Source organism: Erythrobacter sp. NE805 (genome assembly GCF_046452355.1).
GTDB lineage: Bacteria > Pseudomonadota > Alphaproteobacteria > Sphingomonadales > Sphingomonadaceae > Erythrobacter.
Map to the genome: position 1 here is coordinate 1,179,767 of NZ_JBKFDI010000001.1, position 22,499 is coordinate 1,202,265.

Annotated in this window: 18 protein-coding genes and 1 tRNA gene; 7 read left to right on the forward strand and 12 right to left on the reverse strand. The window is 70.1% G+C overall.

Annotation, left to right across the window (positions count from 1 at the left end; translation table 11 throughout):
- Positions 1-50: 50 nt before the first annotated feature.
- Positions 51-848: a crotonase/enoyl-CoA hydratase family protein gene (locus tag ACLBKU_RS05510; protein WP_410178530.1), complete on the forward strand. Its 798-nt coding sequence runs from the start codon at positions 51-53 to the stop codon at positions 846-848.
- Here the strand turns inward: ACLBKU_RS05510 and ACLBKU_RS05515 are convergent, their stop codons facing one another.
- Positions 849-1,526 (reverse strand): NnrU family protein, encoded by a 678-nt coding sequence (locus ACLBKU_RS05515; protein WP_410178531.1) that lies wholly within the window; start codon positions 1,524-1,526, stop codon positions 849-851.
- A gap of 43 nt (positions 1,527-1,569) precedes the next feature.
- On the reverse strand, positions 1,570-2,010 hold the full coding sequence (locus ACLBKU_RS05520) for a PaaI family thioesterase (RefSeq protein ID WP_410178998.1): 441 nt from the start codon (positions 2,008-2,010) through the stop codon (positions 1,570-1,572).
- 85 nt (positions 2,011-2,095) lie between these two features.
- Here ACLBKU_RS05520 and ACLBKU_RS05525 point away from each other — a divergent pair, with 85 nt between their 5' ends.
- Positions 2,096-2,470, forward strand: coding sequence for a winged helix-turn-helix transcriptional regulator (locus ACLBKU_RS05525; RefSeq protein ID WP_410178532.1), 375 nt, complete (start codon positions 2,096-2,098; stop codon positions 2,468-2,470).
- Here the strand turns inward: ACLBKU_RS05525 and ACLBKU_RS05530 are convergent.
- From ACLBKU_RS05530 to ACLBKU_RS05540, 3 genes are all read right to left on the reverse strand, one after another.
- A complete protein-coding gene (locus ACLBKU_RS05530) occupies positions 2,458-3,771 on the reverse strand; it encodes an amidohydrolase family protein (protein WP_410178533.1) in 1,314 nt (437 codons plus the stop codon). The genes ACLBKU_RS05525 and ACLBKU_RS05530 overlap by 13 nt on opposite strands.
- Entirely contained in the window at positions 3,768-5,189 is a 1,422-nt protein-coding gene (locus ACLBKU_RS05535) for an amidohydrolase (RefSeq protein WP_410178534.1), read from the reverse strand. Before ACLBKU_RS05535 ends, ACLBKU_RS05530 begins: the two co-directional genes overlap by 4 nt.
- A gap of 90 nt (positions 5,190-5,279) precedes the next feature.
- Complete coding sequence (locus ACLBKU_RS05540) at positions 5,280-6,893, reverse strand: peptide MFS transporter (protein WP_410178535.1); 1,614 nt, start codon at positions 6,891-6,893, stop codon at positions 5,280-5,282.
- 298 nt (positions 6,894-7,191) lie between these two features.
- Between ACLBKU_RS05540 and ACLBKU_RS05545 the strand changes: the two genes are divergently transcribed.
- Together ACLBKU_RS05545 and ACLBKU_RS05550 are read left to right on the forward strand one after the other, a co-directional pair.
- On the forward strand, positions 7,192-7,530 hold the full coding sequence (locus ACLBKU_RS05545) for a GntR family transcriptional regulator (protein ID WP_410178536.1): 339 nt from the start codon (positions 7,192-7,194) through the stop codon (positions 7,528-7,530).
- A gap of 208 nt (positions 7,531-7,738) precedes the next feature.
- A complete protein-coding gene (locus ACLBKU_RS05550) occupies positions 7,739-8,017 on the forward strand; it encodes an integration host factor subunit beta (RefSeq protein ID WP_267618427.1) in 279 nt (92 codons plus the stop codon).
- 249 nt (positions 8,018-8,266) lie between these two features.
- Here the strand turns inward: ACLBKU_RS05550 and ACLBKU_RS05555 are convergent, their stop codons facing one another.
- Positions 8,267-9,952, reverse strand: coding sequence for a cation:proton antiporter (locus tag ACLBKU_RS05555; protein ID WP_410178537.1), 1,686 nt, complete (start codon positions 9,950-9,952; stop codon positions 8,267-8,269).
- A gap of 115 nt (positions 9,953-10,067) precedes the next feature.
- Here ACLBKU_RS05555 and ACLBKU_RS05560 point away from each other — a divergent pair.
- Positions 10,068-10,149, forward strand: a tRNA-Leu gene (locus tag ACLBKU_RS05560).
- 151 nt (positions 10,150-10,300) lie between these two features.
- Positions 10,301-10,942, forward strand: a complete 642-nt coding sequence (locus tag ACLBKU_RS05565; protein ID WP_410178538.1) for a PilZ domain-containing protein — start codon at positions 10,301-10,303, stop codon at positions 10,940-10,942.
- On the opposite strand, the gene msrB is transcribed toward ACLBKU_RS05565, so the two are convergent.
- The 4 genes from msrB to ACLBKU_RS05585 all read right to left on the reverse strand — a co-directional run bounded on the left by msrB (position 10,943) and on the right by ACLBKU_RS05585 (position 15,262).
- Entirely contained in the window at positions 10,943-11,446 is a 504-nt protein-coding gene (gene msrB / locus ACLBKU_RS05570; RefSeq protein WP_410178539.1) for a peptide-methionine (R)-S-oxide reductase MsrB, read from the reverse strand.
- 76 nt (positions 11,447-11,522) lie between these two features.
- A complete protein-coding gene (locus tag ACLBKU_RS05575) occupies positions 11,523-12,887 on the reverse strand; it encodes a cytochrome P450 (RefSeq protein ID WP_410178540.1) in 1,365 nt (454 codons plus the stop codon).
- A 114-nt stretch (positions 12,888-13,001) separates the two neighbouring features.
- Positions 13,002-14,258, reverse strand: coding sequence for an ABC transporter permease (locus ACLBKU_RS05580; RefSeq protein WP_410178541.1), 1,257 nt, complete (start codon positions 14,256-14,258; stop codon positions 13,002-13,004).
- Positions 14,255-15,262 carry an ABC transporter ATP-binding protein gene (locus ACLBKU_RS05585; protein WP_410178542.1) on the reverse strand — a complete coding sequence of 336 codons (1,008 nt, stop codon included), beginning with the start codon at positions 15,260-15,262 and terminating at the stop codon, positions 14,255-14,257. The genes ACLBKU_RS05580 and ACLBKU_RS05585 overlap by 4 nt, the downstream gene beginning before the upstream one ends.
- 46 nt (positions 15,263-15,308) lie before the next feature.
- On the opposite strand from ACLBKU_RS05585, the gene queG reads away from it, so the two are divergent.
- On the forward strand, positions 15,309-16,361 hold the full coding sequence (queG, locus tag ACLBKU_RS05590) for a tRNA epoxyqueuosine(34) reductase QueG (protein WP_410178543.1): 1,053 nt from the start codon (positions 15,309-15,311) through the stop codon (positions 16,359-16,361).
- Between the two features lie 29 nt (positions 16,362-16,390).
- Here queG and ACLBKU_RS05595 read toward each other — a convergent pair whose 3' ends face one another.
- On the reverse strand, positions 16,391-17,629 hold the full coding sequence (locus ACLBKU_RS05595) for an NAD(P)/FAD-dependent oxidoreductase (RefSeq protein ID WP_410178544.1): 1,239 nt from the start codon (positions 17,627-17,629) through the stop codon (positions 16,391-16,393).
- A 175-nt stretch (positions 17,630-17,804) separates the two neighbouring features.
- Positions 17,805-22,499: an NAD-glutamate dehydrogenase gene (locus ACLBKU_RS05600; protein WP_410178545.1), complete on the reverse strand. Its 4,695-nt coding sequence runs from the start codon at positions 22,497-22,499 to the stop codon at positions 17,805-17,807.

The window sequence follows — 22,499 nt, forward strand, 5'->3', positions numbered from 1 at the left end:
GCCTTTAGGCAAGCTGAATCCGCGCAGACACAAAGGCGAAGATCACCCTCATGTCCCTGATCCAGATTACCCGCGAGGGCCCCGTCACGATCCTCACGCTGGACCGCGCCGAAAGCATGAACCCGCTCGGCGCACCCGGCGACGGGGACGAGTTCGTGCGTGTCGCCAACGCGATCAACCGTGACATGGAATGCCGGGTGGTGATCCTGACCGGCGCCGGCCGGGCCTTCAGCGCGGGCGGCGATGTCAAGGCGATGCGCGACAAGACCGGGACCTTCGGCGGCACCACCCCCGCGATCTCCGACGGCTACCGCGACAACATCCACCTGATGCTGCGCGCGCTCCACGGGTTGCGCGTGCCGGTGATCGCCGCGGTCAACGGTCCGGCGATCGGCCTGGGGTGCGACGTCGCCTGCCTCGCCGACATCCGCATCGCTTCCGAGACCGCGAAGTTCGGGGTGACCTTCCTCAAGCTCGGGATCATCCCCGGCGACGGCGGCACCTGGATTCTCCCCCGCGTCATCGGCATGAGCCGCGCGGCCGAGCTGTTCTACACCGGCGACGTGATCGACGCCGCGACCGCGAAGGACTGGGGCCTCGTCAGCCGCGTGGTGCCCGCCGAGGCGCTGATGGACGAGGCGCGCGCGCTCGCGGGCCGGATCGCGCTGCTGCCCCCGCACGCGCTGCGCCATACCAAGAATCTGCTGCGCCAGGGCCAGCAGACGAGCTACGACACCGCGCTCGAACTCGCCGCCAACACTCAGGCGATGATGCACACCACCGCCGACCACGCCGAGGGCGTCGCGGCGCTGATCGAGAAGCGGCAGGCGGTGTTCAGGGGCGAGTGATCATCCGAGCCACCTGAGGACGCCCGCCGGGATGCCCGCCTGCCACAGGTGGAGGGCCTGCGCCACGAGCCACAGCGCCGTCCCGGCGAGCAGCGGCACAGCGCCGACGCGGGCGAATTGCCCGAGGCGCGGCCAGTAGGCGGTGCGGCTCTCCCAGGCGGCCCAGGCCTCGCCCATCGCGGCCTGCTTCTTGCCGTCCTGCAAGCGCGACCCGACCAGCGCCAGCACGCCCATCGCGGCGGCGGTGACCATCGTCCGGGTGCTCCAGAACAGCACCAGGTGCGAGAGCGCCCAGAGGCCGATCCCCCACATCATCGGGTGGCGGGTGACCCGGAACACGCCGCGCGGCTCGGCGCGCGCCTGCGCCTCGGCCTGCGGAGTCGGCAGCGCCGGATTGCCGGCGAGCGAGCCCGCCAGCAGGACCATCGCCGGCCAGGTCAGCACGGTCGCGAGGGCCCAGCCGATCTCGCCCGAACCCGGCAGGTCCGCCGGCGGCGCGGCGGTGAAAGAGAGATAGACCCAGCCGAGCGCGGCGAAGCTCACCAGCGTGTAGGCGAGGCTGAAGCCCGTTTCGCCAAGCGCCCGCACCATCGGCGCGCGCAGCGGGTGGGACATGGCGAAATGCGAGCCGACGAAGGCGATGTTCGCGGCGAGAAGTGTGATCAGGGCCCCGTTCATGGGGCGAGACTAACACGGGCGAATCCGTCCCGCCAGCCGCTGGTCAGGACGGCACAACGCCCGTCGGCACTATGGTCGCCTGCGCGATCGCGACGTGGACCGGATCGGCGCCCTCGCTCTCCGCCCAGACGTCGGCGCGCACCACCACCTGCCGCTTGCCCGCTTTGACCACGCGGCCCCGGGCCCGCAGGCGCTCGCCTTTGGCGGGTCGAAGGAAGTCGATGGTGTAGCCGCCGGTCACCACGTCGCCGACCACCGAGGCCCCGGCCCAGGCCGAGGCGACGTCCGCCATCAGTCCGACGATCGCGCCGTGGGCGTAGCCGTGATGCTGCGTCATGTCCGGCCGCAGCACGAGCAGCGCCTCGCTCTCGCCGTCCCACACCCGCACGGGCTCGATGGCGAGCCAGGTCGAGAAGCCGGAGCGCGCCACCGCGTAATCCTTCATGAAGTCGACAGCGGCTTCAGGCGTGGGGAAGGGGGTCATCGCGGTCACGGCTGGCGCTCCTTAGTCTGATTCGCAGACGTTTTACGGCTTGCCATCGCGGCGCACAAGTCTGATAAGCAGACCCATGAAGGCCTACCGCCCCTCCCGCGCGCCCTGCCCCATCGCCCGCGCCGCGCGACTGCTCGGCGATCGCTGGGTGCTGCTGATCCTGCGCGATGCCTTCATGGGGGCCGAACGGTTCGAGGAGTTCATCGAGCGCCTCGGCATCAACCGGGCGGCGCTGACCTCGCGTCTCGCGATCTTGCAGGAAGCCGGGCTGATGCTGCGCGAGCCGCCGACGGGCAAGCGCGCGCGCTATCTGCTGACCGACAAGGCGCGCGCGCTGGTGCCGCTGTTCGAGCAGCTCGGCGACTGGGGCGAGGCGCATCTCTTCGCCGAGAGCGAGCGCCCGGTCAGCTGGCCGCGCGCCCGCTTTGCAGCGTCTGACTACCAGTCGTAGGCCTTGGGCCGGTCGCTCTCGTCGAGGTCGATGTAGCGGTCGCGCAGGCGCGTCTGGTGGTTGGCGAGGTCCTGCTGGACGCCGCCGATGAACACCCGGGTCGGCACCGTGCCGAGCTCGAGCGGATCGCCGTCCCAGATCACCACGTCGCCCAATGCGCCCGCCTTGAGCACGCCGGCCTTGCCGCCCATCCCGCTGATCTCCGCCGGGACCGAGCTGATCGCCGCGAAGGCCTGGTCCCACGTCAGCCCCGCCGCGCCCGGCAGCCGCGTCAGCGCGACGAGGTTGCCCGCCTGCTGCGCCAAGCGCCGCGCATTCTGGTCGGCGGCGGCGTTGATCGCGACCTTCACCCCGGCGCGCTGCATCCGCCCGATGTTCGACTGGGTCGCGCCCAATTGCTCGAAGGTCTCGGGCAGGTCGGTGAGCCCGTTGGCGATCACCGGCACCCCGACGGCCGCAATGTCCTTCGCGACCAGCCAGCCTTCGGTCGCGCCGACCAGCACGAGGTCGAGCCGCGGGAACTCCTGCTTCAAGGCCAGCACCGCGCGGATGTCGGCCATGCGGTCGGCCGCGACGTAGAGCTTCTGGCGCCCCGTCACCACCGGCACCAGCGCCTCGGCATCGAAGCGCGAGAGGTAGACCGCGTCGCCCTTGGCGATCTCGGTGGTCTCGGGGATCGCCGTCTTGCCGACCAGCGCCTGTGCCTCGCGCAGCGCGGCACGCAGCAGGACATGGGCCGCGACCCGGCTCCCGCCCGCGCGGTCCGCCCCGCCCTCGCCGAGCACGACCATCTGGAAGGCCCGCGCCTGGACGATCGGGCTCGCGTCGCCGTCGAGATCGATGATCGCGCCCTGCCCGGCGAAGATCGAGCCCGCCGGGGCCATCGTCGTCGCCGCGCGGGTGATCCCGGCGGCCTTGTGGACGAGGATGTGCTGCGAGGTCGGGTTGATCGCCTTCGAGGCATCGAGGGCGGCGCTGAACGGGGTGCGCTCGGGCGCGGTGTCGTTCGACTGGCTGACCGCGGCGACATCGGCGAGGCCGAGCGTCGTCACGGTGGCGAACAGGCCCGGCGTCACCCATGCTCCCTGCGCGTCGACCGCCGCCCCGCCCGCCGGCGCGCCCGCCGCGGGGCCGGCATAGACCACCGCGCCGCCCTTCACGACTACGGTGCCGCCCTCGATGGGCGCGGAGCCGTCGCCGATCACGAGCTTCGCATTGGTGATGGTCACGTCCTGCGCGGAGGCAGGCGCGGCAGCAAGAGCGAGCGCGCTGACCGCGCCCAAGGAGAGAAGGCGCGTCATTTCACATCTCCTTCACCGGGTTGGCCGAGCTCGAAGTCGCTCACCGGTCGCCGCTTGGGGTCGAGCGCGTCGAACATCAGCGCGCCGTCGATCCACACCTTCTCGGGGCGCGAGTAGACCGACAGCGGGTCGCCGTTCCACAGCACCACGTCGGCCATCTTGCCCTTCTCGAGGCTGCCGGTCTGATCGGCGATGCCCATCGCCTTGGCGGCGTTGTAGGTGATCCACTTGATGACGGTCGCATCGGGAATGTCGATCCCGACCCTGAGCCCCGCCTTCTGCGCCTTGCGCGCCTCCTGGTTCAGTCGCTGGATGTCGTTCTGATCGTCGGAGTGGATGACGACGCAGGCTCCCTCGCGCTGGAGGAAGGCGGCGTTCTCGCGGATGCCGTCGTAGCTCTCCATCTTGAAGCCGTACCAATCGGCCCAGATCGCGGCGCACACGCCGTTTTCCTTGAGCAGGTCGCCGATCTTGTAGGCCTCGACCGCGTGGTGGAAGGCGGCGACCTTGTAGCCCATCTCCTTGGCCATATCGAGCACCAGCGCCATCTCGTCGGCGCGGTAGCAGTGGTTCTGGATCAGGATCTCGCCCCTCAGCACGCCCGCGAGCGTCTCCTTGGCGAGGTCGCGCTTGGCCTTCGGATCATTGGCGTAGTCGATCGCGTCGAGCCAGGTCTGGCGGTCGACCGCGAGGTTGCCCATCCGCGTCGAGGGCATCCGCCCGCGCGCGCCGTAGACCCGCTTGGGGTTTTCGCCGCAGGCCATCTTGAGGTTGTAGGGCGCGCCCGGGAATTTCATCCCCTGCATGGTGCGCGCGGGCACGTTCTTGAGCGTCACCGAGCGCCCGCCCATGAGGTTCGCCGAGCCGGGGAGGATCTGCAAGCTGGTGATCCCGCCATTGGCGAGCGCGCGGGAGAAGCCCGGGTCCTGCGGCCAGACCGAGTGCTCGGCCCAGACCTCGGGGGTGGTCGGCGCGGTCGCCTCGTTGCCGTCCTCGTGCGCGGCGACTGCGGGCGAGGGATAGTCGCCGAGGTGCGAGTGGATGTCGATGATCCCGGGGGTGACGAACTTGCCCTTGCCGTCATAAACCGCGATGTCGGCGGGGATCGCGGTCCCGGGCCCGCCGACCGAAACGATCTTGCCGCCCGACATGAAAACGACGCCGTTCTCGATCCGGCCGCCGCGCCCGTCGTAGATGGTCGCGCCGCGGATCGCGGTCGCAACGCCGGGATAGGGCTTGTAGGTCGAAGGATAGACCGGCTCGCCCGCCGGGGTGGCGGCGAGAGTCTTCTCCGGCTTGGCCGAAGCGCTGGCGGGCTCGGCCGAACCGCCGGTGGTCGAGCAGGCGGCCAGCGCGAGGGCGCTCGCCAGCGAGGCAAGCGCAGCCCCGCGCGCCCGCGGTGTCAGGTGTGACAGCATTTCCAACCCCTTCCCTTTTCCCGTCCGCGAGGGTGGCGGGAAAAGGGGGGCTTGTCCATGTTGTTTGACGATTGTCCCGTAAGCCGGGGTTTACTCGGCAGGACGGGCGTTGATCGGGTAGGCCTCGTCGGCGCCGTCCTGCTCCTCGCCCGCCGTGTCGTCGCGCAGCGTGTCGAGGTGCATCCACTTCTTCACCACCGGGCTGACCAGCAGCACCGCCACGCCCGCACCGATCGCGATCCAGCCGAACAGCTCGTAAATGTCGAGCAGGCCCTGCTTGGTCAGTTCGCCATCATGCCCGCCGGTCGCCTCGCCGATCTTTCCCGCAACGAAATTGCCGACCGCGGTCATGTAGAACCACGCGCCCATGATGAGCGATGCGAGGTGCTTGGGCGCCAGCCGGTTCATCGCCGACAGGCCCACGGGGCTGAGGCACAGTTCGGCGGTCGTGGCGAAGAAGTAATAGGCGAAGACGAGGATGACCGGGGTCATCGCCGCAATGCCATAGGCGTGCGCGCCCCACACCAACACGAGGTTAGCAAGGCCCATCTGAGCCAGCGCGAGACCGAATTTGGCCGGGGCCGAGGGCTCCTTGCCCCGCGCGCCAAGCCATTGCCACAGCGCGGCGAAGAGCGGGGCGAGCAGGATGATGTAGATCGGGTTGATCGACTGGAAGATCCCCGCCGGCACCCCGCCGCGATCGACGAACTCGTCGGTGAACTGGTTCATCGAACCGCCCGCCTGTTCGAACAGGCCCCAGAACAGCGGGTTGAGGCTGATCAGGAACAGGATCGCGAACATGCGTTCACGCGGCTCCTTGTCGAGCTTGAAGCTCTCGTAGAGCACGTAGCCGAGCAGCGAGACGCCCGAGATGATCAGCAGCGTCTGGATCACGTCCTGATACTGCACCAGCACCCAGATGACCGCGACCGCCGCGAGGCCGATGCCGTAGAGACCCATTTCCTTGCCCCTGGCAAGCGGCAGCGGTGCCTCGCCCGCGCCGTTCAGCGTCGCCTTGCCGAGCAGGAAGACGATCAGGCCCGCCAGCATCCCGATCCCGGCAAGCCCGAAGCCATAGCCCCAGCCGACCGTCTGGCCGAGATAGGCGACGAGGATCGTCCCGATCGCCGCGCCCACGTTGATGCCCATGTAGAAGATCGTGTAAGCCCCGTCGCGGCGCACATCGGTCATCGGGTAGAGCTGGCCGACCATCACCGAGATGTTCGCCTTGAGGAAGCCCGAGCCGACGATGATGAAGGCGAGCGCGGCCCAGAAGATGTTGATCGTGGGATCATTCTGCCCGCCGGTGCCCTCGACCGCCATCAGCGAATGGCCGATGGCGAGCAGCAGGCCGCCGAATAGCACCGCCTTGCGCTGGCCGAGATAGCGGTCGGCCAGCCACCCGCCGAGTACCGGCGTGATGTAGACCAGCGAAGCATAGCCGCCGAGGATGAGGTTCGACTTGGGCTTGGAGAAGTCCCAGTGCTGGGCGAGGTAGAACACCAGAATCGCGCGCATGCCGTAGTAGGAGAAGCGCTCCCACATCTCGGCGAAGAACAGCATGTAGAGGCCCTTGGGGTGACCGGCGAACTCGGGTTCGCTCTGCACCGCGATCTTGGCGCCGATCGCCAGGAACACGATCAGCACCAGAACGGCGATGGCCGCGATCCATTCGGCCTCCGCCCACAGCGAGATATCCATCATCAATTCGATCCCCGTCGAATGGTTAAAGGCGGGCCTCTCCGCCCTGCCGCAATGGGAGCGCACCCTAGCGGGTGTTTCACTTGTGTGAAGGGTGCAATTGCTGGGAGGTGAATGGGCTCGCTCCCTACCCCGGGACGAAGTGGCGCGCATCGGCCCGCCGGCGGACGGGGCGCGAGCGCACGCGCGCCAGCCGCAGCCGCTCGCGCGCGTGCGCGCGAAGCGCGGCGAGGACTGCACGCGAAAGGCGTGCAGCAGACAAGAATTGACCGCATGGCTGTATTATGGCACTGATGCACCCATGAACCCCAATCGCCCCGTTTATCTCAAGCTGCGCGACCAGATCGCGGCGGCGATCATCGACGGGGTCTATGCGGAAGGCGCGATGCTCCCCTCGGTGCGGGCGCTCGCGGCGGAGCAGGGGGCGAACCCGCTGACGGTCGCCAAGGCCTACCAGCAGTTCCAGAACGACGGGCTGGTCGAGGTGCAGCGCGGGGTCGGCATGTATGTCGTGCGCGGCGCGGCGGAACGGCTGCGCGCCGCCGAGCGCGAGGTCTTCCTGCGCGAGGAGTGGCCCGAGATCCGCAGCCGGATGGAACGGCTCGGGCTCGACCCGGCCGATCTCGCGCCCACCTCCTGAGCCGCAGGTCCCTCAGATTAATGCACATTGCGCAAGTCCGCGCGATGTGACACCTTGTATACAGACGTAGTCGACGGGATTGCACTAGCCCCCGCGCTGCGCCTATAGGGGCAGCCTCTCGGGTCGGAGGCAAGACAGGAAACGACGGGGTAACCCGCAATGCGGCGCGACTTGGCGGCATCCCGCTGACTCGCGCCGGGAGATCGGTATGATCAGATCCGAGTTGTTGCAGGAACTGCACAAGGACAATCCCGAGCTGCGTGCCGACGAGATCGAGCAGGTCGTGGACATCTTCTTCGACGAGATCGCGCAGCGCCTGGCCGAAGGCGGCCGGGTCGAGTTGAGAGGCTTCGGGGCCTTCTCGACCCGCGAGCGCGAGGCCCGCAGCGGCCGCAACCCCCGCACCGGCGAGACGGTCGACGTCCCCGGCAAGCGCGTGCCCTACTTCAAGGCCGGCAAGGAAATCCGCGAGCGGTTGAATAAATAAGGAGGCGCATCCGCGCCTCCTTCCTCGGCGAGTCTCAGGCCCTTGCGGGCCTGATCGCCTGCGGCTCGCGCGCGTGCGCTCGCGGCCCGTCCGATGGCGGGCCGAACCATCTCCAAAGCTCGAGCGTCGCGCTGATGCCGGCTCCGCAGGAGCCGCGAGGCCACGCGGCCGAGCCGCAGGTGCTCGAGCCTGAAAGGCTCCAAACGCACCGAGGACGCTCGCCCGGATGGGCGAGCGCAAAAAGAAGGGCTACGCCGCGCGCGGCATCATGTCGTCGTCGCGCGCGAGGCCGGGGACCGGCAGCTCGCGCTCGACCCCGAGGGCGGCGAAGACCAGCTCGATCAGCCGCTCGGCTCCGCCGCCCATGCTCATGTCGACCGGCACGAGGCCGAGTTCGGCCATCTCCTCGATCTCCTCGCTCCCCGGCACGGCGATGATCCGGGCGATGCCGGGCATCCGCTGCTCGACCAGCGGGGTGAGCTCGCGCGAGGCCGCGGTGTCCCCGGTCGCGACCACCAGCACCCGCCGCCGGTCGAAGCCGAGCGCCTCCCAGCTGCGCGGATCGGCGGGGTTGGCGCGGTGGACGTGATAGCCGTCGGCGAGCGCCATCTGGAAGTGGTCGTGGTCGGGCTCGACCGCGAGATAATCCACATCGTTGTACGCAAGCGCATCGGCCACCGCCCGGCCCGCCGCGGTCATGCCGATGATCAGCACCGGCGCGTCGTCCCCCGCCATCTTGGCGTCCGGGGGTCCGGCGCGCAGCCGCCCGGCGAGCTTGCGGCCGACGTTGGAGATCACCGGCGTCACCGCGAGGCTGATCGCGATCGCGGTGACCATCGCCGAGACGAGGCGGCTCTCGGCGAGCCCCGCGACCGCGGGCAGCGCGAGCAGCACCAGCGTGAACTCGCTCCCCTGCCCGAGCAGGAACCCCAATTGGATCGATCCCGGCACCGACCAGCGGTTGAGCAGCGCGGCCACCACGTTGAAGGCACATTTAAGCACGATCAGGCCGACCGAGACCCCCGCGACCAGCATCCAGTCCTGCACCAGCAGCGCCGGGTCGATCGACAGGCCGACCGAGATGAAGAAGAAGCTCATGAACAGGCCGCGGAAGGCGTCGATCTCGGTCTGGACGAGGATGCGATAGCGCGAATCCGCGACCGCCATCCCGCCGAGGAACGCCCCCAGCGTCAGCGACAGCCCCGCCATGCCGGTCGCCCAGCCCGCCGCGAGCGCGATGAACAGGGCGGTGGCGGTGTAGACCTCGGTGGTGCCGGCGCGGGCGATCAGGCCGAACAGCGGCTCGGTGAGAACCCGCGCGAACAGCACCGCGACCGCAAAGGCGGCAAGCGCCTTTACCCCGGCGATCCCGAGCGCGGGGAGCAGCGCCCCGCCGCTCGCCAGCGCACCGGCGGTGACGAGCAGGAGGATCGCGGCGATGTCCTGGAAGATCAGGATCGACTGCGCGGCGCGGCCCACCGGGCAGTCCTCCTGCCCGCGCTCGCGCACGAGGCCGATGACGACGGCGGTCGAGGAGAGGCCCATGCCGAAGCCCGCGATCACCGCGAAGGCCGGGGGCAGGCCGACGAGCCAGAACAGTGCGGCGAAGGCCCCGCCCGCGACGATCATCTGGAGCGAGCCGAAGCCGAAGATGTTGCCTGCCTCCGCCCGGATCCGCCCGAGCGAGAAGTGCAGGCCGAGGTTGAACAGCAGGAACATCACCCCCGCCTCGGCCATCGCCGCAACCAGCGGGCCGCTGAAACTCGGCGCCATGCCGAGGCTCGCGAGCCCCAGCCCGAGGCCGAGGTAGCCGACGATCGGGTTCAGCCGGAGCGCGCGGCTGGCGAGCGCGGCACCGATCCCGAGCCCCAGCAGGGTGATCGCCGGCTGGATCGTCGCCACCACCGAATGCGCGTCTGCTGCTTCGCCCGCCATGCCTGCCCTGTCGCTCGAGGAATTCCCAAGCGAAATGGGCAATCGCGCGGGGTCTGGCAAGCGCTCGGCGGCAGGACTGGCCTAGCGGTGGCAATTTGTGGCAAGGGCAGCGCATGCGGGCGTGGCGGAATGGTAGACGCCGGGGACTTAAAATCCCCCGAGCTTTGCTCTTGCGGGTTCGAGTCCCGCCGCCCGTACATCAAATGTTACAGCAAATGCGGGGGCGCCATTATCTCGGCCTTAACGCCTTGATCCTAATCTGCTTAAGTGAAGACAAGGGACAATCTCGTCCCGCCTGCGCGTCCCGCCAGTGCCAGGACCAGGGGCTGACGGGTTGGGACACGGACCATGGACATTGCGACGAAGCCGGCGGAGCCGGAACCGATAACCGATGCGCCCGGCGCCGAGCAGCGCGTCGCGCCGCGCTTCACGCTGCTGATCCGCGCCGCCAAGCTGGTCTCGGCGCAGGGCGAGTTCGTCTGCGTGATCCGCGACGTCTCCGAGACCGGGGTGAGCGTCCGCCTGTTCCATGCCCTCCCCGCGTGCCCCTCCTTCGCGCTGCACATGCCGGCCGGCGCGGTCTACGAGGTGAGCCCCGTGTGGCGGCGCGACAACGAGGCGGGGTTCAGCTTCGTCGAACCGGTCGAGGTCGATCGCCTCATCAACGAATCGAGCGAATATCCCAAGCGCGGCCTGAGGCTCGGCCTGTGCTTCCCGGCGGTGGTGACCACGCTCGGCTCGCGTTTCCACGTGACGGTCGAGAACCTCTCGCAGCAGGGCGCGCGGCTGACCTGCGACCAGCTCCTGGCGATCGACCAGACGGTGCGGCTCGCCATGCCCGACGTCGAGGGCGCCCTGCGCGAGGTGCGCGCCAAGGTGCGCTGGCGGCGGGACCTGCATTACGGGGTGGTGTTCGACGACACCTTCGCGCTCGGCGAATTCGCGCGGATTGCCGCGCGGCTCCAGGCCCCGGCGCTGCTCGAAGGCTGATCAGGCCGGCACGAACTTCAGCGCCACGCCGTTGATGCAGTGGCGCTTGCCGGTCGGCTGCGGGCCGTCGCCGAAGATGTGCCCGAGGTGCCCGCCGCAATCGGCGCAGTGGACCTCGGTGCGCGGATAGCCGAGCAGGAAGTCGGTCGAGGTGCCCACCGCGCCCTTGTCGATCGCCTGCCAGAAGCTCGGCCAGCCGGTCCCGCTGTCGTACTTGGTCGCGGAGGCATAGAGCCGGTTGTCGCAGGCGGCGCAGACGAAGGTGCCCTTGCGGTGCTCCTTGTTGAGCGGCGAGGTGAAGGCGCGCTCGGTCCCCGCCTCGCGCAGCACGTAGTACTGCTCGCGGGTGAGGAGCTTCTTCCACTCGGCGTTGCTCTTGCCCTTGGGATACGACTTGGCGGCCTCGGCGGGGGAGGCGCCGCAGGCGCTGACGAAGGGCAGGGCCGCGGCGGTCGCGGCGCTCATCGCGATGAGGCGGCGGCGGCTGAGCAGGGGCAGGCGCATCGGGGCAATCTCCGTATCGGGGGGCGGCAAGGCCACCTCCCCTATACGTCGGCAATCGACCCGAGGTTTCAACCGGTCAGAACGAGGTGATCTCGACCTCGAGCTTGCGGAAACCGTGCACGAAATTCGCGCGCACCCGCTCGACATCGCCCGCAACGTGGACGCGCATCCGGCGCTTGTGCATTTCCTCGAGCAGGATGCGCAGCTGCATCTCGGCGAGCCGCGCGCCGACGCAGCGGTGGATGCCGTAGCCGAAGGCGAGATGGCGGCGGGCGTTCTCGCGCTCGAGGTTCATCCTGTCGGCGTCCTCGAACACCTCCTCGTCGCGGTTGGCGCTGATGTACCACAGCACCACCTTGTCGCCCTTCCTGATCTGCTGGCCGAACACCTCGGTGTCTTCGGTGCAGGTGCGGCGCATGTGGGCGAGCGGGGTCTGCATCCGCAGCATTTCCTGCACCGCGTTGGGGATGAGGTCGGGCCGCTCCTCGAACAGCTTGCGCTGGTCGGGGAACTTGTCGAGCGCGTGGATGATCCCGCTCATGGTGTTGCGGGTGGTGTCGTTGCCGCCGACGATCAGCAGCACGAGGTTGCCCATGAACTCCTCGGGGCGCATCTGGTTCATCGCCTCGGAGTGGATCATCATCGAGATGAGGTCGTTGCCGGGCTCCTTGTCCATCGTGCGCTCGATCCAGAGCGACTGGAAGTAGGCCGCCATCTCCTGCATCAGCCCCCAGCGCAGCTCGTCGAGCTCGCGGACGGTGGCGAGCTCGGTGTCGCCCGCCCAGTCGGACCAGAAGGTCAGCAAGCGGCGGTCCTCCCAGGGGAAGCCGAAGAGGATCGCGAGCATTCCCGTGGTGAGCTCGATCGAGACCGTGTCGACCCAGTCGAAGACCTTGCCGCGAGGCAGGCTGTCGAGCAGCTCGCCGGTGCGCTGGCGGATCTCGCCCTCCATGTCGGCCATCGCGCTCGGCGTGAACTTGGGCGCGACGGTGCGGCGCTGGCCGGTGTGCTGGGGGCGGTCCATCGCGATGAACATCGGCAGCTCGCGGCGGTCCATGCCGCTCATCGCCAGCTCCTCGTCCGACAGGCGGTTGAGGATCGTGATCCCGCCATATTCCCAGCTCGAGGAGAAGGTCTCGGGCAGGGCCTCAATGTGCTGGATCGCCTTGTGGCCGACCACCGCCCAGTAGGGGCCGAAGGGGCTCTCCGGGATCCAGTGGAGTTGCCCCGCGGCGCGCATCTCGGCGAAGACGGGCTGCCAGCGGTCCTCAGCATAGATGTCCGAGCGGCTCACGTCCCACGGATGGGGGTGCTGGAGGCGCTCTTCGGGATGAGCGGCGAGGTGGGCCTTGAAGGCGGCGTAGGCGGAAGGCTCGCGGCGCACCTGGGGGCGCCGGACGCCGGGATTCTGGGGGGCGCTCGGGGGGGCAATCGTGGCCATGTGTCTCTCCCGTCAGGCGGCCTCTGGCGCGGGCCGCTCCTCAACGAGTCGGGAGTGTGCCTCAACTGACAGCCATGTCAATAGTCGGTTTCGAATCGGGACTGATCCGGATGGTCAGGCGGAGAGCTTCGCGCCCTTGCCCTTCTTCTCGCGCCCCGCCCCGCCCGACTTCATCACGCGCTTGCGGAACAAGAGCGAGCCGCCCTTGACCAGCACCAGCACCGCCCCGGCCTGCCAGGCGAGCGCGAGGGCATGGGTCCACAGCTGCGGCTCCATCGCCGCCCGCGCGAGCATCGCGAAGGGCGAGGACAGCGGGAAGGCGATCGCGGCAAGCTCGAGCGTCGAGCCGGGCTGCTTGATCGTGTAGGCGGCGAGGAAGAACACCATCAGCTGGAGCATCGTCACCGGCATCGACAGCGTCTGCACCTCGCGCACCGAGCTCGCCATCGAGCCGATGGTGAGGAACAGCGCGCCCAGCAGCAGGTAGGCCATGGCGAAGTAGATGATGCCCAGCGCAATGAACAGCGGCCAGCCGACCGCGGGGGCAGGCAGGTTCGCCGGATCGAAGCCGGTCACCTGCGTGATCGCCGCGCCGCCCGCCGCCCACAGCCCGAAGGCGGCCATGCCCCACACCGCGATGCCGACGAAGGACACCGCCAGCATCGCGAAGAGCTTGCCCATGAACACCGCGTCCATCGGGATCGCCGCGGCGAGGATCTCGATGATCTTGTTCGCCTTCTCCTCGACGAGGTTGGAGAGCACCATGCCGGCGAGCAGCATGGTCAGCAGGAACAGCAGCATCTGCGCGATCTGCGCGGTCTGGACGCGGCTCGATTTCTCCGAGGCGGCGCTGGTCGCGACGAGATTGGCGGAGACTTGCGGGAAGACGGTCGGATCGGCCTGAACGGCGTGGCCGGCGATCAGCGCGACCGGCCCCTGCCAGCGCGCAACCTGCCCCTCGGTGCCGACCAGCGTCGGCCGCGCGGGCGAGCCGGTCAGGATCGCGGCATAGTTCCCGCGCCGCGCTTCCATGAAGGCGCGCGCGTCGAAGGCCGGGTCGCCCGCCGCCTCGGGCACCGCGCGCAGCACCGGCAGCGCGCCGCCCAGCTGCGGCCCGAGCCGCTCCGCCGCGGCGATCATCCGCGCCGTGTCGGCGGGGTCCATCGCGAGGCCGACCTCGACGCTCACCGCCTCGCGCTGGACCTCGCCGCCGATGCTCCCGGCGAGCCCGCCGACGATCACCGGGAAGAGCGGCCCCAGCAGGAAAAACAGGAAGGCGCGGCTGAACAGCACCGCGACGAAATCGCGCCGGGCGATCACCCAGGCGGCCTCCATCGCCGAGAGGCGGGGGCGGATCATGCTGTCGATCATGCGCGCGCTCCTTCGGCGTCGGCCTGGAGCTGGCGTGCGGCCGCCTCCCCGGCGATGGCGACGAAGGCATCGTGCAGCCCTGCCCGCTCGATCGACAGCGAGAGGATCCCCGCCTCGCCCTCGATCAGGCCCTTGAGCAGCGGCTCGATCCCGCTTTCGGGCAGCGGGAAGTGGAAGAAATCACCGTTGCGGCGGGTTTCGGGCGGGAGGAAGGACAGCCACGCGCCCTCGCGCGCGCGGGTCTCCAATCGCACCTGCGCCGGGATCCGGTCGCGCGCCGCCTCGACGCTGCCCGCATAGGGCACCTTGCCCCCGGCGATGATCGCGACGCCCTCGCACAGGCGCTCGGCATGGTGGATGACATGGGTCGAGAAGATCACCGTCACCCCGTCTTCGGCGAGCGCGCGGATCATCATCTCGAGCTTGCCCTGGTTGATCGCGTCGAGCCCCGAGAAGGGCTCGTCGAGCACCACCAGCCGGGGCTTGTGCACCAGCGTGCCGAGCAGCTGGACGGTCTGCGCCATGCCCTTGGAGAGCTGGCGGATCTGGCGGTCGGCGGCATGGGCGAGGCCGTGACGCTCGAGCAACTCCACGGCGCGAGCACGGCCCTCCTTGAGCGGCAGGCCCCTGAGCGCGCCCATGAAGGCGATCGCCTCGATGCACTTCATCGAGGGATAGAGCCCGCGCTCCTCGGGGAGGTAGCCGATCAGCCGGCCAATATCGTGGGGCCGGTCATGCCCGAACACCCGGCGCACCCCTGCGTCAGGGTCGATGATCCCGAGCAGCATCCGCAGCGTCGTGGTCTTCCCCGCCCCGTTCGGTCCGAGGATGCCGTAGATCGCGCCCTCGGGCACGGCGATGTCCACCCCGTCGACCGCGCGCGTGCCGTCGAAGCTCTTGACCAGCCCGACCGCCTCGATCGCCAGCGGACGCGCGTCCGCCGGGGCCGCCGACCATCCCTCGGCATTGCCCGAGGCTGCGTGATTGCTTACCGCCATGTCCATGCCTTACGCGGTTAGCGGCCAGGATTAAACGGGAGCCTCTCCGATCATGGTTAACGCGCCCCTCACCGATTGGGTGAGCCGGATAGAGGAGCGGGCGCTCGCCTTCGGCTTCGCGGCCTGCGGGATCGCGCCGGCGGGGGAGGACCCGCTGCGCTCGGCGCGGCTCGAGCAGTGGCTCGGCGAGGGGCACCACGGGACGATGGAGTGGATGGAGGCGCGCGCCCCGGAACGCCGCGCGCCGCAGGGGCTGTGGCCCGAGGCACGGAGCGTCATTGCCCTGGGCATGAGCTACGCCCCGGCGCATGACCCGCTGGCGCTCGAGCGCTCCCCCGAGCACGCCCGCATCTCGGTCTATGCGCAAGGCAAGGACTATCACGACGTGGTGAAGAAGCGCCTCAAGGCGCTCGCCCGCTGGCTGGTCGCCGAGGTGCCGGGGACCGAGGTCAAGGTCTTCGTCGACACCGCGCCGGTGATGGAGAAGCCGCTCGGCGAGGCGGCGGGGATCGGCTGGCAGGGCAAGCACACCAACCTCGTCAGTCCCGCCCACGGCAGCTGGCTGTTCCTCGGCGCGATCTACACCACGCTTGATCTGGCGGCGGCGGAGCCCCACCGCGACCAGTGCGGTTCCTGCCGCGCCTGCCTCGATGCCTGCCCGACAAACGCCTTCCCCGCGCCCTACCGGCTCGATGCGCGGCGCTGCATTTCCTACCTCACCATCGAGCACAAGGGGCCGGTGGACGAGAGCCTGCGCCCCCTGCTGGGCAACCGCATCTACGGCTGCGACGATTGCCTCGCGGTGTGCCCCTGGAACAAGTTCGCCTCCGCCGCGCAGGCCATCGCCGAGTTCCTCCCTCGCGCCGAGCTCGTCGCCCCGCGCCTGGGCGAACTGCTGGCATTGGACGACGCGGGCTTCCGCGCGCTGTTCTCGGGCTCGCCGATCAAGCGCATCGGGCGGGACCGGTTCATCCGCAACTGCCTCTATGCGGCGGGCAACAGCGGCAATCGGGGGCTGATCCCGCAGGTCGAGGCGCTGAGTGCCGACCCCGATCCGGTCGTGGCGGAGGCGGCGCAGTGGGCTTTGGGGAGGCTCTGCGCCTGACCTCCTTCTCCCCTCGTGGGAGGGGAGGATCAGATGAGGTCCTTCAGCGCCATTTCGGGGTCGGCCAGCACAGCCGGATCGATCCGCCCGCAGCCGCTCTCGAGCAGCTTGCGCGCCTGCACGTAGTCCTTCATCGTCCCCACGCAGTCGAAGGCGATCGGCACCCCGCCCTTCATGTAGACGACGGTGAACCTGCGGCTCTCCGGGTCCCCCCGCAGCACCGTCGCATCGAAGCCGAGGCTGAGCCCCGCGGTCTGGAGCTTGAGGTCGTACTGGTTCGACCAGAACCACGGCAGCGCGCGATAGGGCTCCTTCTCGCCCATGATCGCCTTGGCGACAGTATTCGCCATGTCGTGCGCGTTCTGGACCGATTCGAGCCGGATCACCGCCCCGCCCGCGAAGGGATTGGCGTGCGCTGCGCAGTCGCCGATCGCGTAGACATTGTCGAGCGTGGTGCGGCAATATTCGTCGACGTCGACTCCGCTGGAGCCCGCCGCACCCGCCGCGATCAGCGGGGCAACCGCGGGGACGATGCCGATGCCGACCACCACCATGTCGCAGGCGACCTCCTCGCCGCTGTCGAGCCGCACGCCGGTCACCTTGCCGTCGCCCAGCACCGAATGCACGCCGGCCCCGAGCCGCACGTCGACGCCCTGCCTGCGGTGCTCCTCAGCGTAGAAGGTCGACAATTCCTCGCCCGCCACCCGCGCCAGCAGGCGGTCGAGCATCTCGACCAGCACGACCTCGCAGCCGAGCTTGCGCAGCACCGCGGCCGCCTCGAGCCCGATATAGCCGCCGCCGATCACCACCGCGCGCTTCGCCCCGTCGGCGAGCGCCTGCATCATCGCGTCGGCATCGCTCTTGTCGCGCACGTAGAACACGCCCGGCAGCACCGCGCCGGGCACCGGCAGGCGGCGCGGGTCGCCCCCGCCCGACCAGATCAGCTTGCCGTAGGAGACCAGCCCGCCGTCGCCGAGCGTCAGGGTGTGCGCCGCCGGATCGATCGCGGTCACCGCCGCGCCGAGCCGCAGCGCGATGTCCTTCTCCGCCCAGAACTTCTCCGGCCGGATCATGATCCGCTCGAAGCCCTTGTCCCCGGCGAGGTATTCCTTGGAGAGCGGCGGGCGCTCGTAGGGGGGCGCGTCGTCGCGGCCGATCATCAGGACCGAGCCGTCGAACCCGTGCTGGCGCAGCGCGATCGCCGCCTGCGCCCCGCCGTGGCCGGTGCCGACGATGACGACGTCGGCGTGTTGGGTGGTGGCTGCCATGTTGTGTCTTGTGCCCTCGCGCGAACCCTCGGCAATTGACTTGCCGCAAACCCTGCCGGGGTCAAGCTAGCGGATTGGTGTCAGACCCCCACCCCGCCTCCCCGCCCGGCCACCATAACATAGTGGTACTACTGGTGGCCGGGCGGGGAGGCGGGGTGGGGGGTCTGCGAGCGCGTCAGCGCTCCAGCAGATTGCGCGCCTGGCTTGCGATCTGCGCGAGCATCGCCGCGCCGACCGGCGGGCGGGCCTGGGCGCGGGCGATCATCGCCCGGAACTGCGCGACGCCGCCGGCATTGCGCTCGACCCACGCGGCGACCGCACCGCGCGGATCGCTGTCGGCCTCGCCCGATGCGATCCGCCGCCGCAGGAACTCGATGCGCATCTGCTGGATGTCGCGCGCGAGGCCCGAGACGAGCAGCCGCTCCCACACGTCGGTGGGGCTCATGTAGGCCGCGGTCCCCTGCGCCCAGTCGAGGCCGAGGCGGGTGCCGATGTCGGTGAAGGCGTGGGTGAGGAGCGTCGGCTCGATGCCCGTCGCCTGCGCCGCCTGGGCGAGGCCGACCGCCCCGTCGAAGTCGAACAGCGCCGCGACCCGGCCGGCGAGCGCCTCGGGCGCGCCGAGGGTGACGAAGCTGTCCCGGAGTGCCTTCGAGCGTGCGCGCGGCTCGTCGGTGAGCAGCTCCTCGCGGCCCGCGATGAGCGTCGTCACGTCCTTCTGGAGCGCCGCGATCATCGCCCCCGCGGCGACCTTGCCCGCGGCGGTGCGCAGCACGTCGCTCATCAGGTTGCCGACCGCAGCGGCGAGCCGGTCGAACAGCGCAAGGCGCGCGGCCTCGGGGATGGCGGCGGTCTCGAGGTCGCGCCACAGCGCCTCGAGCCCGAATAGGCGCTCGGCGACGACGAAGGCCGCCGCGACTTCGGCGAGGCCGACGCCCTCTTCCTCGGCGAGTTCGAAGGGATGGACCATGCCCAAACGGTTGACGATGCGGTTGGAGAGGCTGGTCGCGATCATCTCGCGCCGCAGCCGATGGCCGCGGATCTCGGCGGCGTAGGCCTTGCGCATCGCCGAGGGGAAGCGGGCGAGCAGCACGCCGTCCAGCACCGGATCGTCGGGCAGGGCGCTGCGCTCGATCGCGTCCTGGAGCGCGAGCTTGGCCGAGGAGAGCAGCACCGCGAGCTCGGGGCGGGTGAGGCCGAAGCCGTCGGCGGCGCGGCGGGTGAGCGTCTCGCCGTCGGCCAGCCCCTCGGTGCGACGGTCGAGATCGCCCGCTTCCTCCAATCGCTCGATGAGGCGGACATAGGCCGGGATCGCCCCCGCCCCGCCGCTCTCGGCGATCGAGAGGGCGAGCGCCTGCAGGCGGTTGTCCTCGAGCACGATCTCAGCGACCTCGTCGGTCATCGCGGCGAGCAGGGTGTTGCGCTTCGCCTCGGTGAGCGTGCCGTCGCGCAAGGCCGCGGCGAGCGCGATCTTGATGTTGACCTCGTTGTCCGAGCAGTCGACCCCGGCCGAATTGTCGATGAAGTCGGTGTTGATGCGGCCCCCGTGGAGCGCGAAGGCGATCCGCCCCGCCTGCGTTACGCCGAGGTTCGCGCCCTCGCCGATCACCTTTGCGCGCACCTCGGTCCCGTCGATCCGCAGCGCGTCGTTGGCGGGATCGCCGACCGCGATGTTGTTCTCCTGCGGGGCCTTCACATAGGTGCCGATGCCGCCGAACCAGAGGAGGTCGACCGGCGCCTTGAGGATCGCGGTGATGAGCGCCTCGGGCTCGATCTCCTTGACGTCGATCCCCAGCACCGCGCGCGCCTGCTTCGAGAGCTTGATCGACTTGGCCGAGCGCGGGAAGACCCCGCCACCCTTGGAGATCAGCGCCTTGTCATAATCGTCCCAGCTCGAGCGCGGGAGGGCGAACATCCGCTTGCGCTCCTTCCAGCTCGCCAGCGGATCGGGCGAGGGGTCGAGGAAGATGTGGCGGTGGTCGAAGGCGGCGACGAGCTTCAGCGCCTTCGAGAGCAGCATCCCGTTGCCGAACACGTCGCCCGACATGTCGCCGCAGCCCGCGACCGTGATCGGCTGCGTCTGCACGTCGACGCCCATCTCGCGGAAGTGGCGCTGGACCGAGACCCAGGCGCCGCGCGCGGTGATGCCCATCGCCTTGTGGTCGTAGCCGTTCGAGCCGCCTGACGCGAAGGCGTCGCCCAGCCAGAAGTCGCGCGATTGGGCGATCCCGTTGGCGATGTCGGAGAAGGTCGCGGTGCCCTTGTCGGCGGCGACCACGAAATAGGGGTCCTCGCCGTCGAGCACGGTGACGCAATCGGGGTGCACCACCCGGCCATCGACGATGTTGTCGGTGACCGACAGCAGCGTGCGGATGAAGATCTCGTAGGCGGCGCGGCCCTCGGCGGCCCAGCCCTCGCGGTCGATCGCGGGGTTCGGAAGCTGCTTGGGATAGAACCCGCCCTTCGCGCCGGTCGGCACGATCACCGCGTTCTTCACGCGCTGCGCCTTCATCAGCCCGAGCACCTCGGTGCGGAAGTCGTCGCGGCGGTCCGACCACCTGAGACCCCCGCGCGCCACCGCGCCCGAGCGCAGGTGGATGCCCTCGACGCGGGCGCTGTAGACGAAGATCTCGCGCCACGGCACGGGCTTGGGCAGGCCCGGCACCAGCGAGGAATCGAGCTTGAAAGCGAGCGCCTCGGCGGCGGCGGGCGCGAAGGCGTTGGTGCGCAGCACCGCGCCCAGCACCGCGCGGTAGAGGCGCAGCAGGCGGTCGTCGTTGATCGCGGTGACCTTGGCGAGGCCGCGGGTGAAGGCGCCCTCGGCCTCGGCGATGGCGGCAGCGCGGTCGCTGGCGAAGGCGGGGTCGTGGCGCGCCTCGAACAGCGCGATCATCGCAGCGGTGACCTGGGGCGCGGCGACCAGCGCGTCGACGACGGTGCCGATGGTGTAGCTCACCCCGGTCTGACGCAGGTAGCGGTAGATCGCGCGCATCCAGTTCGTCTCGCGCGGGACCAGCCCGGCAGCAGCGATGAGCCGGTTGAAGGGATCGTCCTCCGCCGCGCCGTTGAGCACCGCGGCGAGCGCTTCCTCGATCAGCCCCGCACGTCCGAGCAGCGAGGCCGCGTCGCGCCCGGCGGGCAGGGTCAGCAGAAACTCGTCGATCGCCCCGAGCGAGGCGTCGGCGAGGAAGGTCGGCACCTCGGCGAGCACGCGGAAGCCGAAATTCTCGAGCGCAGGCACCGCGTCGGACAGCGCCAGCGTGCCTTTCAGCACGTAGACCTTGAGCCGCAGCGTCTGCGGCCCGTCGGCGGGCAGGCGGTAGAGCCGCACCAGCCGCTCGGCCCGCTCGCCCTCGCCCTCGCCCAGCGCGAGCATCCGCAGGCGGGCGATGTCGCGCGCGGCCTCCTCGGGCCCGTAGGCGAGGCGGTAGCCGGTCGGGAAGGCAGGCGCATAGCGCGCGGCGAGCGCCGCGGCGCGGCCCTCGTCCTCGGTCGCGGCGAGGTGCGTCGCGACCGCCTCGTTCCAGCCGCGCAGCAGGTCGAGCAGCTGCGCCTCGATCGCTTGCGCCTCGGGCAGGGTGTCGCAGGCGCGCACGTCGATCAGGAACCGCAAGAGCGCGAGCGTGCTGCTCTCCACCGACAGGCTCCAGTCGAGCAGCCGCGCCCCGGGCGCGCGCAGCAGCATCGCCTGGATCTGGAGGCGCACCTCGGTCGAGAGCTGGTCGCGCGGCAGCCAGACGAAGGCGAAGACGTGCCGCTCGAGCGTCGCGCGCACGGTGATGACGCGCGGACGCGGGCGGTCGATCAGCGCCATCTTGGCGGTGACGAGTTCGGCGACGCACTCCGGGTCGAAGGCGGCAAGGAGGTCGTTGGGGAGCGAGGTGAAGGCGTGGACCAGCGCCTTGCCGTTGTGCCCGGCGGGGTCGAAGCCGAGCCGCCGGGTCAGGTCACTGACCATCGCGCGCAGCACCGGCACTTCGTGCGGGCGCTCGTTCATTGCCGCGCTGGTCCACAGCCCGGCATGGATCGAGAGCGCCGTCACCGCGCCGCCCTCGCGCACCGGCACGATGAACAGGTCGAGCGGGCTCGCCCGGTGCACGCGCGACTGGACGTTGGCCTTGACCGCGAGCAGCGGGCGCGGCGTGCCCGCGGCATCCTCGGCGTCGAACCACGCGAAGGCGCGTTCGTAGCTGACCTCGGCGAGGAGGTCGCTCGCCGAGGTCCGGCAGATGCCGAGCCGGTCGGCGATGGTCCCGTCGCGGTGGCGGGTGAGATGGCCGAGCTGGGTGAGCATCCCCCCGCCGAGCCAGGCGAGCAGCGCGCCCGTCTCGGCGTCGATTGCCCGCGCCGCCTCGGCATCGCGCGCCATCGCGGCCTGCATCTGCGGCCAGTCGGCAACCGCGGCATGGACGTCGGCGAGGGTCGTCTCGAGCGCCTCGACGAGCTCGCGGCGCTGGCGGGCATCGACCCGCGGGGTCTCGATGTAGATCAGCGATTCGCGCGTGCCGGACTTGCCGAGCCCGCTGATCGCCCCGCCCGCGTCGCGCTCGACCGGCACGACCGGGTGGAGCAGCAGGTCGATCCCCAGCCCCTGCGCGGCGATCGTCGCGGCGAGCGAATCGACGAGGAAGGGCTGGTCGTCATTGATCACGGCGATCCTCAGGTGGCGGCGATCGCCCCCGGCGGATTCGAGCTGGATCAGCGGCTGGCCGGGCGCGCGGGTCGCGGCGGCGGCGAGGAGCCAGGCGGCGGCCTCGTCGAGCACCCCCTTGGGCGGGGCGGCATCGCCGGGGAGAAGCGACGCCTCGAGCTCGCGGCGCAGGGCCTTGACGAGCGCACGTGACGGCGCGGCGGCGACGGACTTCGACCCCAT

What these genes read in the sequence shown, in the direction of transcription:
- ACLBKU_RS05510 (WP_410178530.1), top strand. Translation starts at nt 51, where the DNA reads ATGTCCCTGATCCAGATTACCCGCGAGGGCCCCGTCACGATCCTCACG.
- ACLBKU_RS05515 (WP_410178531.1), bottom strand. Translation starts at nt 1,526, where the DNA reads ATGAACGGGGCCCTGATCACACTTCTCGCCGCGAACATCGCCTTCGTC.
- ACLBKU_RS05520 (WP_410178998.1), bottom strand. Translation starts at nt 2,010, where the DNA reads ATGACCCCCTTCCCCACGCCTGAAGCCGCTGTCGACTTCATGAAGGAT.
- ACLBKU_RS05525 (WP_410178532.1), top strand. Translation starts at nt 2,096, where the DNA reads ATGAAGGCCTACCGCCCCTCCCGCGCGCCCTGCCCCATCGCCCGCGCC.
- ACLBKU_RS05530 (WP_410178533.1), bottom strand. Translation starts at nt 3,771, where the DNA reads ATGACGCGCCTTCTCTCCTTGGGCGCGGTCAGCGCGCTCGCTCTTGCT.
- ACLBKU_RS05535 (WP_410178534.1), bottom strand. Translation starts at nt 5,189, where the DNA reads ATGCTGTCACACCTGACACCGCGGGCGCGCGGGGCTGCGCTTGCCTCG.
- ACLBKU_RS05540 (WP_410178535.1), bottom strand. Translation starts at nt 6,893, where the DNA reads ATGATGGATATCTCGCTGTGGGCGGAGGCCGAATGGATCGCGGCCATC.
- ACLBKU_RS05545 (WP_410178536.1), top strand. Translation starts at nt 7,192, where the DNA reads ATGAACCCCAATCGCCCCGTTTATCTCAAGCTGCGCGACCAGATCGCG.
- ACLBKU_RS05550 (WP_267618427.1), top strand. Translation starts at nt 7,739, where the DNA reads ATGATCAGATCCGAGTTGTTGCAGGAACTGCACAAGGACAATCCCGAG.
- ACLBKU_RS05555 (WP_410178537.1), bottom strand. Translation starts at nt 9,952, where the DNA reads ATGGCGGGCGAAGCAGCAGACGCGCATTCGGTGGTGGCGACGATCCAG.
- ACLBKU_RS05565 (WP_410178538.1), top strand. Translation starts at nt 10,301, where the DNA reads ATGGACATTGCGACGAAGCCGGCGGAGCCGGAACCGATAACCGATGCG.
- msrB (WP_410178539.1), bottom strand. Translation starts at nt 11,446, where the DNA reads ATGCGCCTGCCCCTGCTCAGCCGCCGCCGCCTCATCGCGATGAGCGCC.
- ACLBKU_RS05575 (WP_410178540.1), bottom strand. Translation starts at nt 12,887, where the DNA reads ATGGCCACGATTGCCCCCCCGAGCGCCCCCCAGAATCCCGGCGTCCGG.
- ACLBKU_RS05580 (WP_410178541.1), bottom strand. Translation starts at nt 14,258, where the DNA reads ATGATCGACAGCATGATCCGCCCCCGCCTCTCGGCGATGGAGGCCGCC.
- ACLBKU_RS05585 (WP_410178542.1), bottom strand. Translation starts at nt 15,262, where the DNA reads ATGGACATGGCGGTAAGCAATCACGCAGCCTCGGGCAATGCCGAGGGA.
- queG (WP_410178543.1), top strand. Translation starts at nt 15,309, where the DNA reads ATGGTTAACGCGCCCCTCACCGATTGGGTGAGCCGGATAGAGGAGCGG.
- ACLBKU_RS05595 (WP_410178544.1), bottom strand. Translation starts at nt 17,629, where the DNA reads ATGGCAGCCACCACCCAACACGCCGACGTCGTCATCGTCGGCACCGGC.
- ACLBKU_RS05600 (WP_410178545.1), bottom strand. Translation starts at nt 22,499, where the DNA reads ATGGGGTCGAAGTCCGTCGCCGCCGCGCCGTCACGTGCGCTCGTCAAG.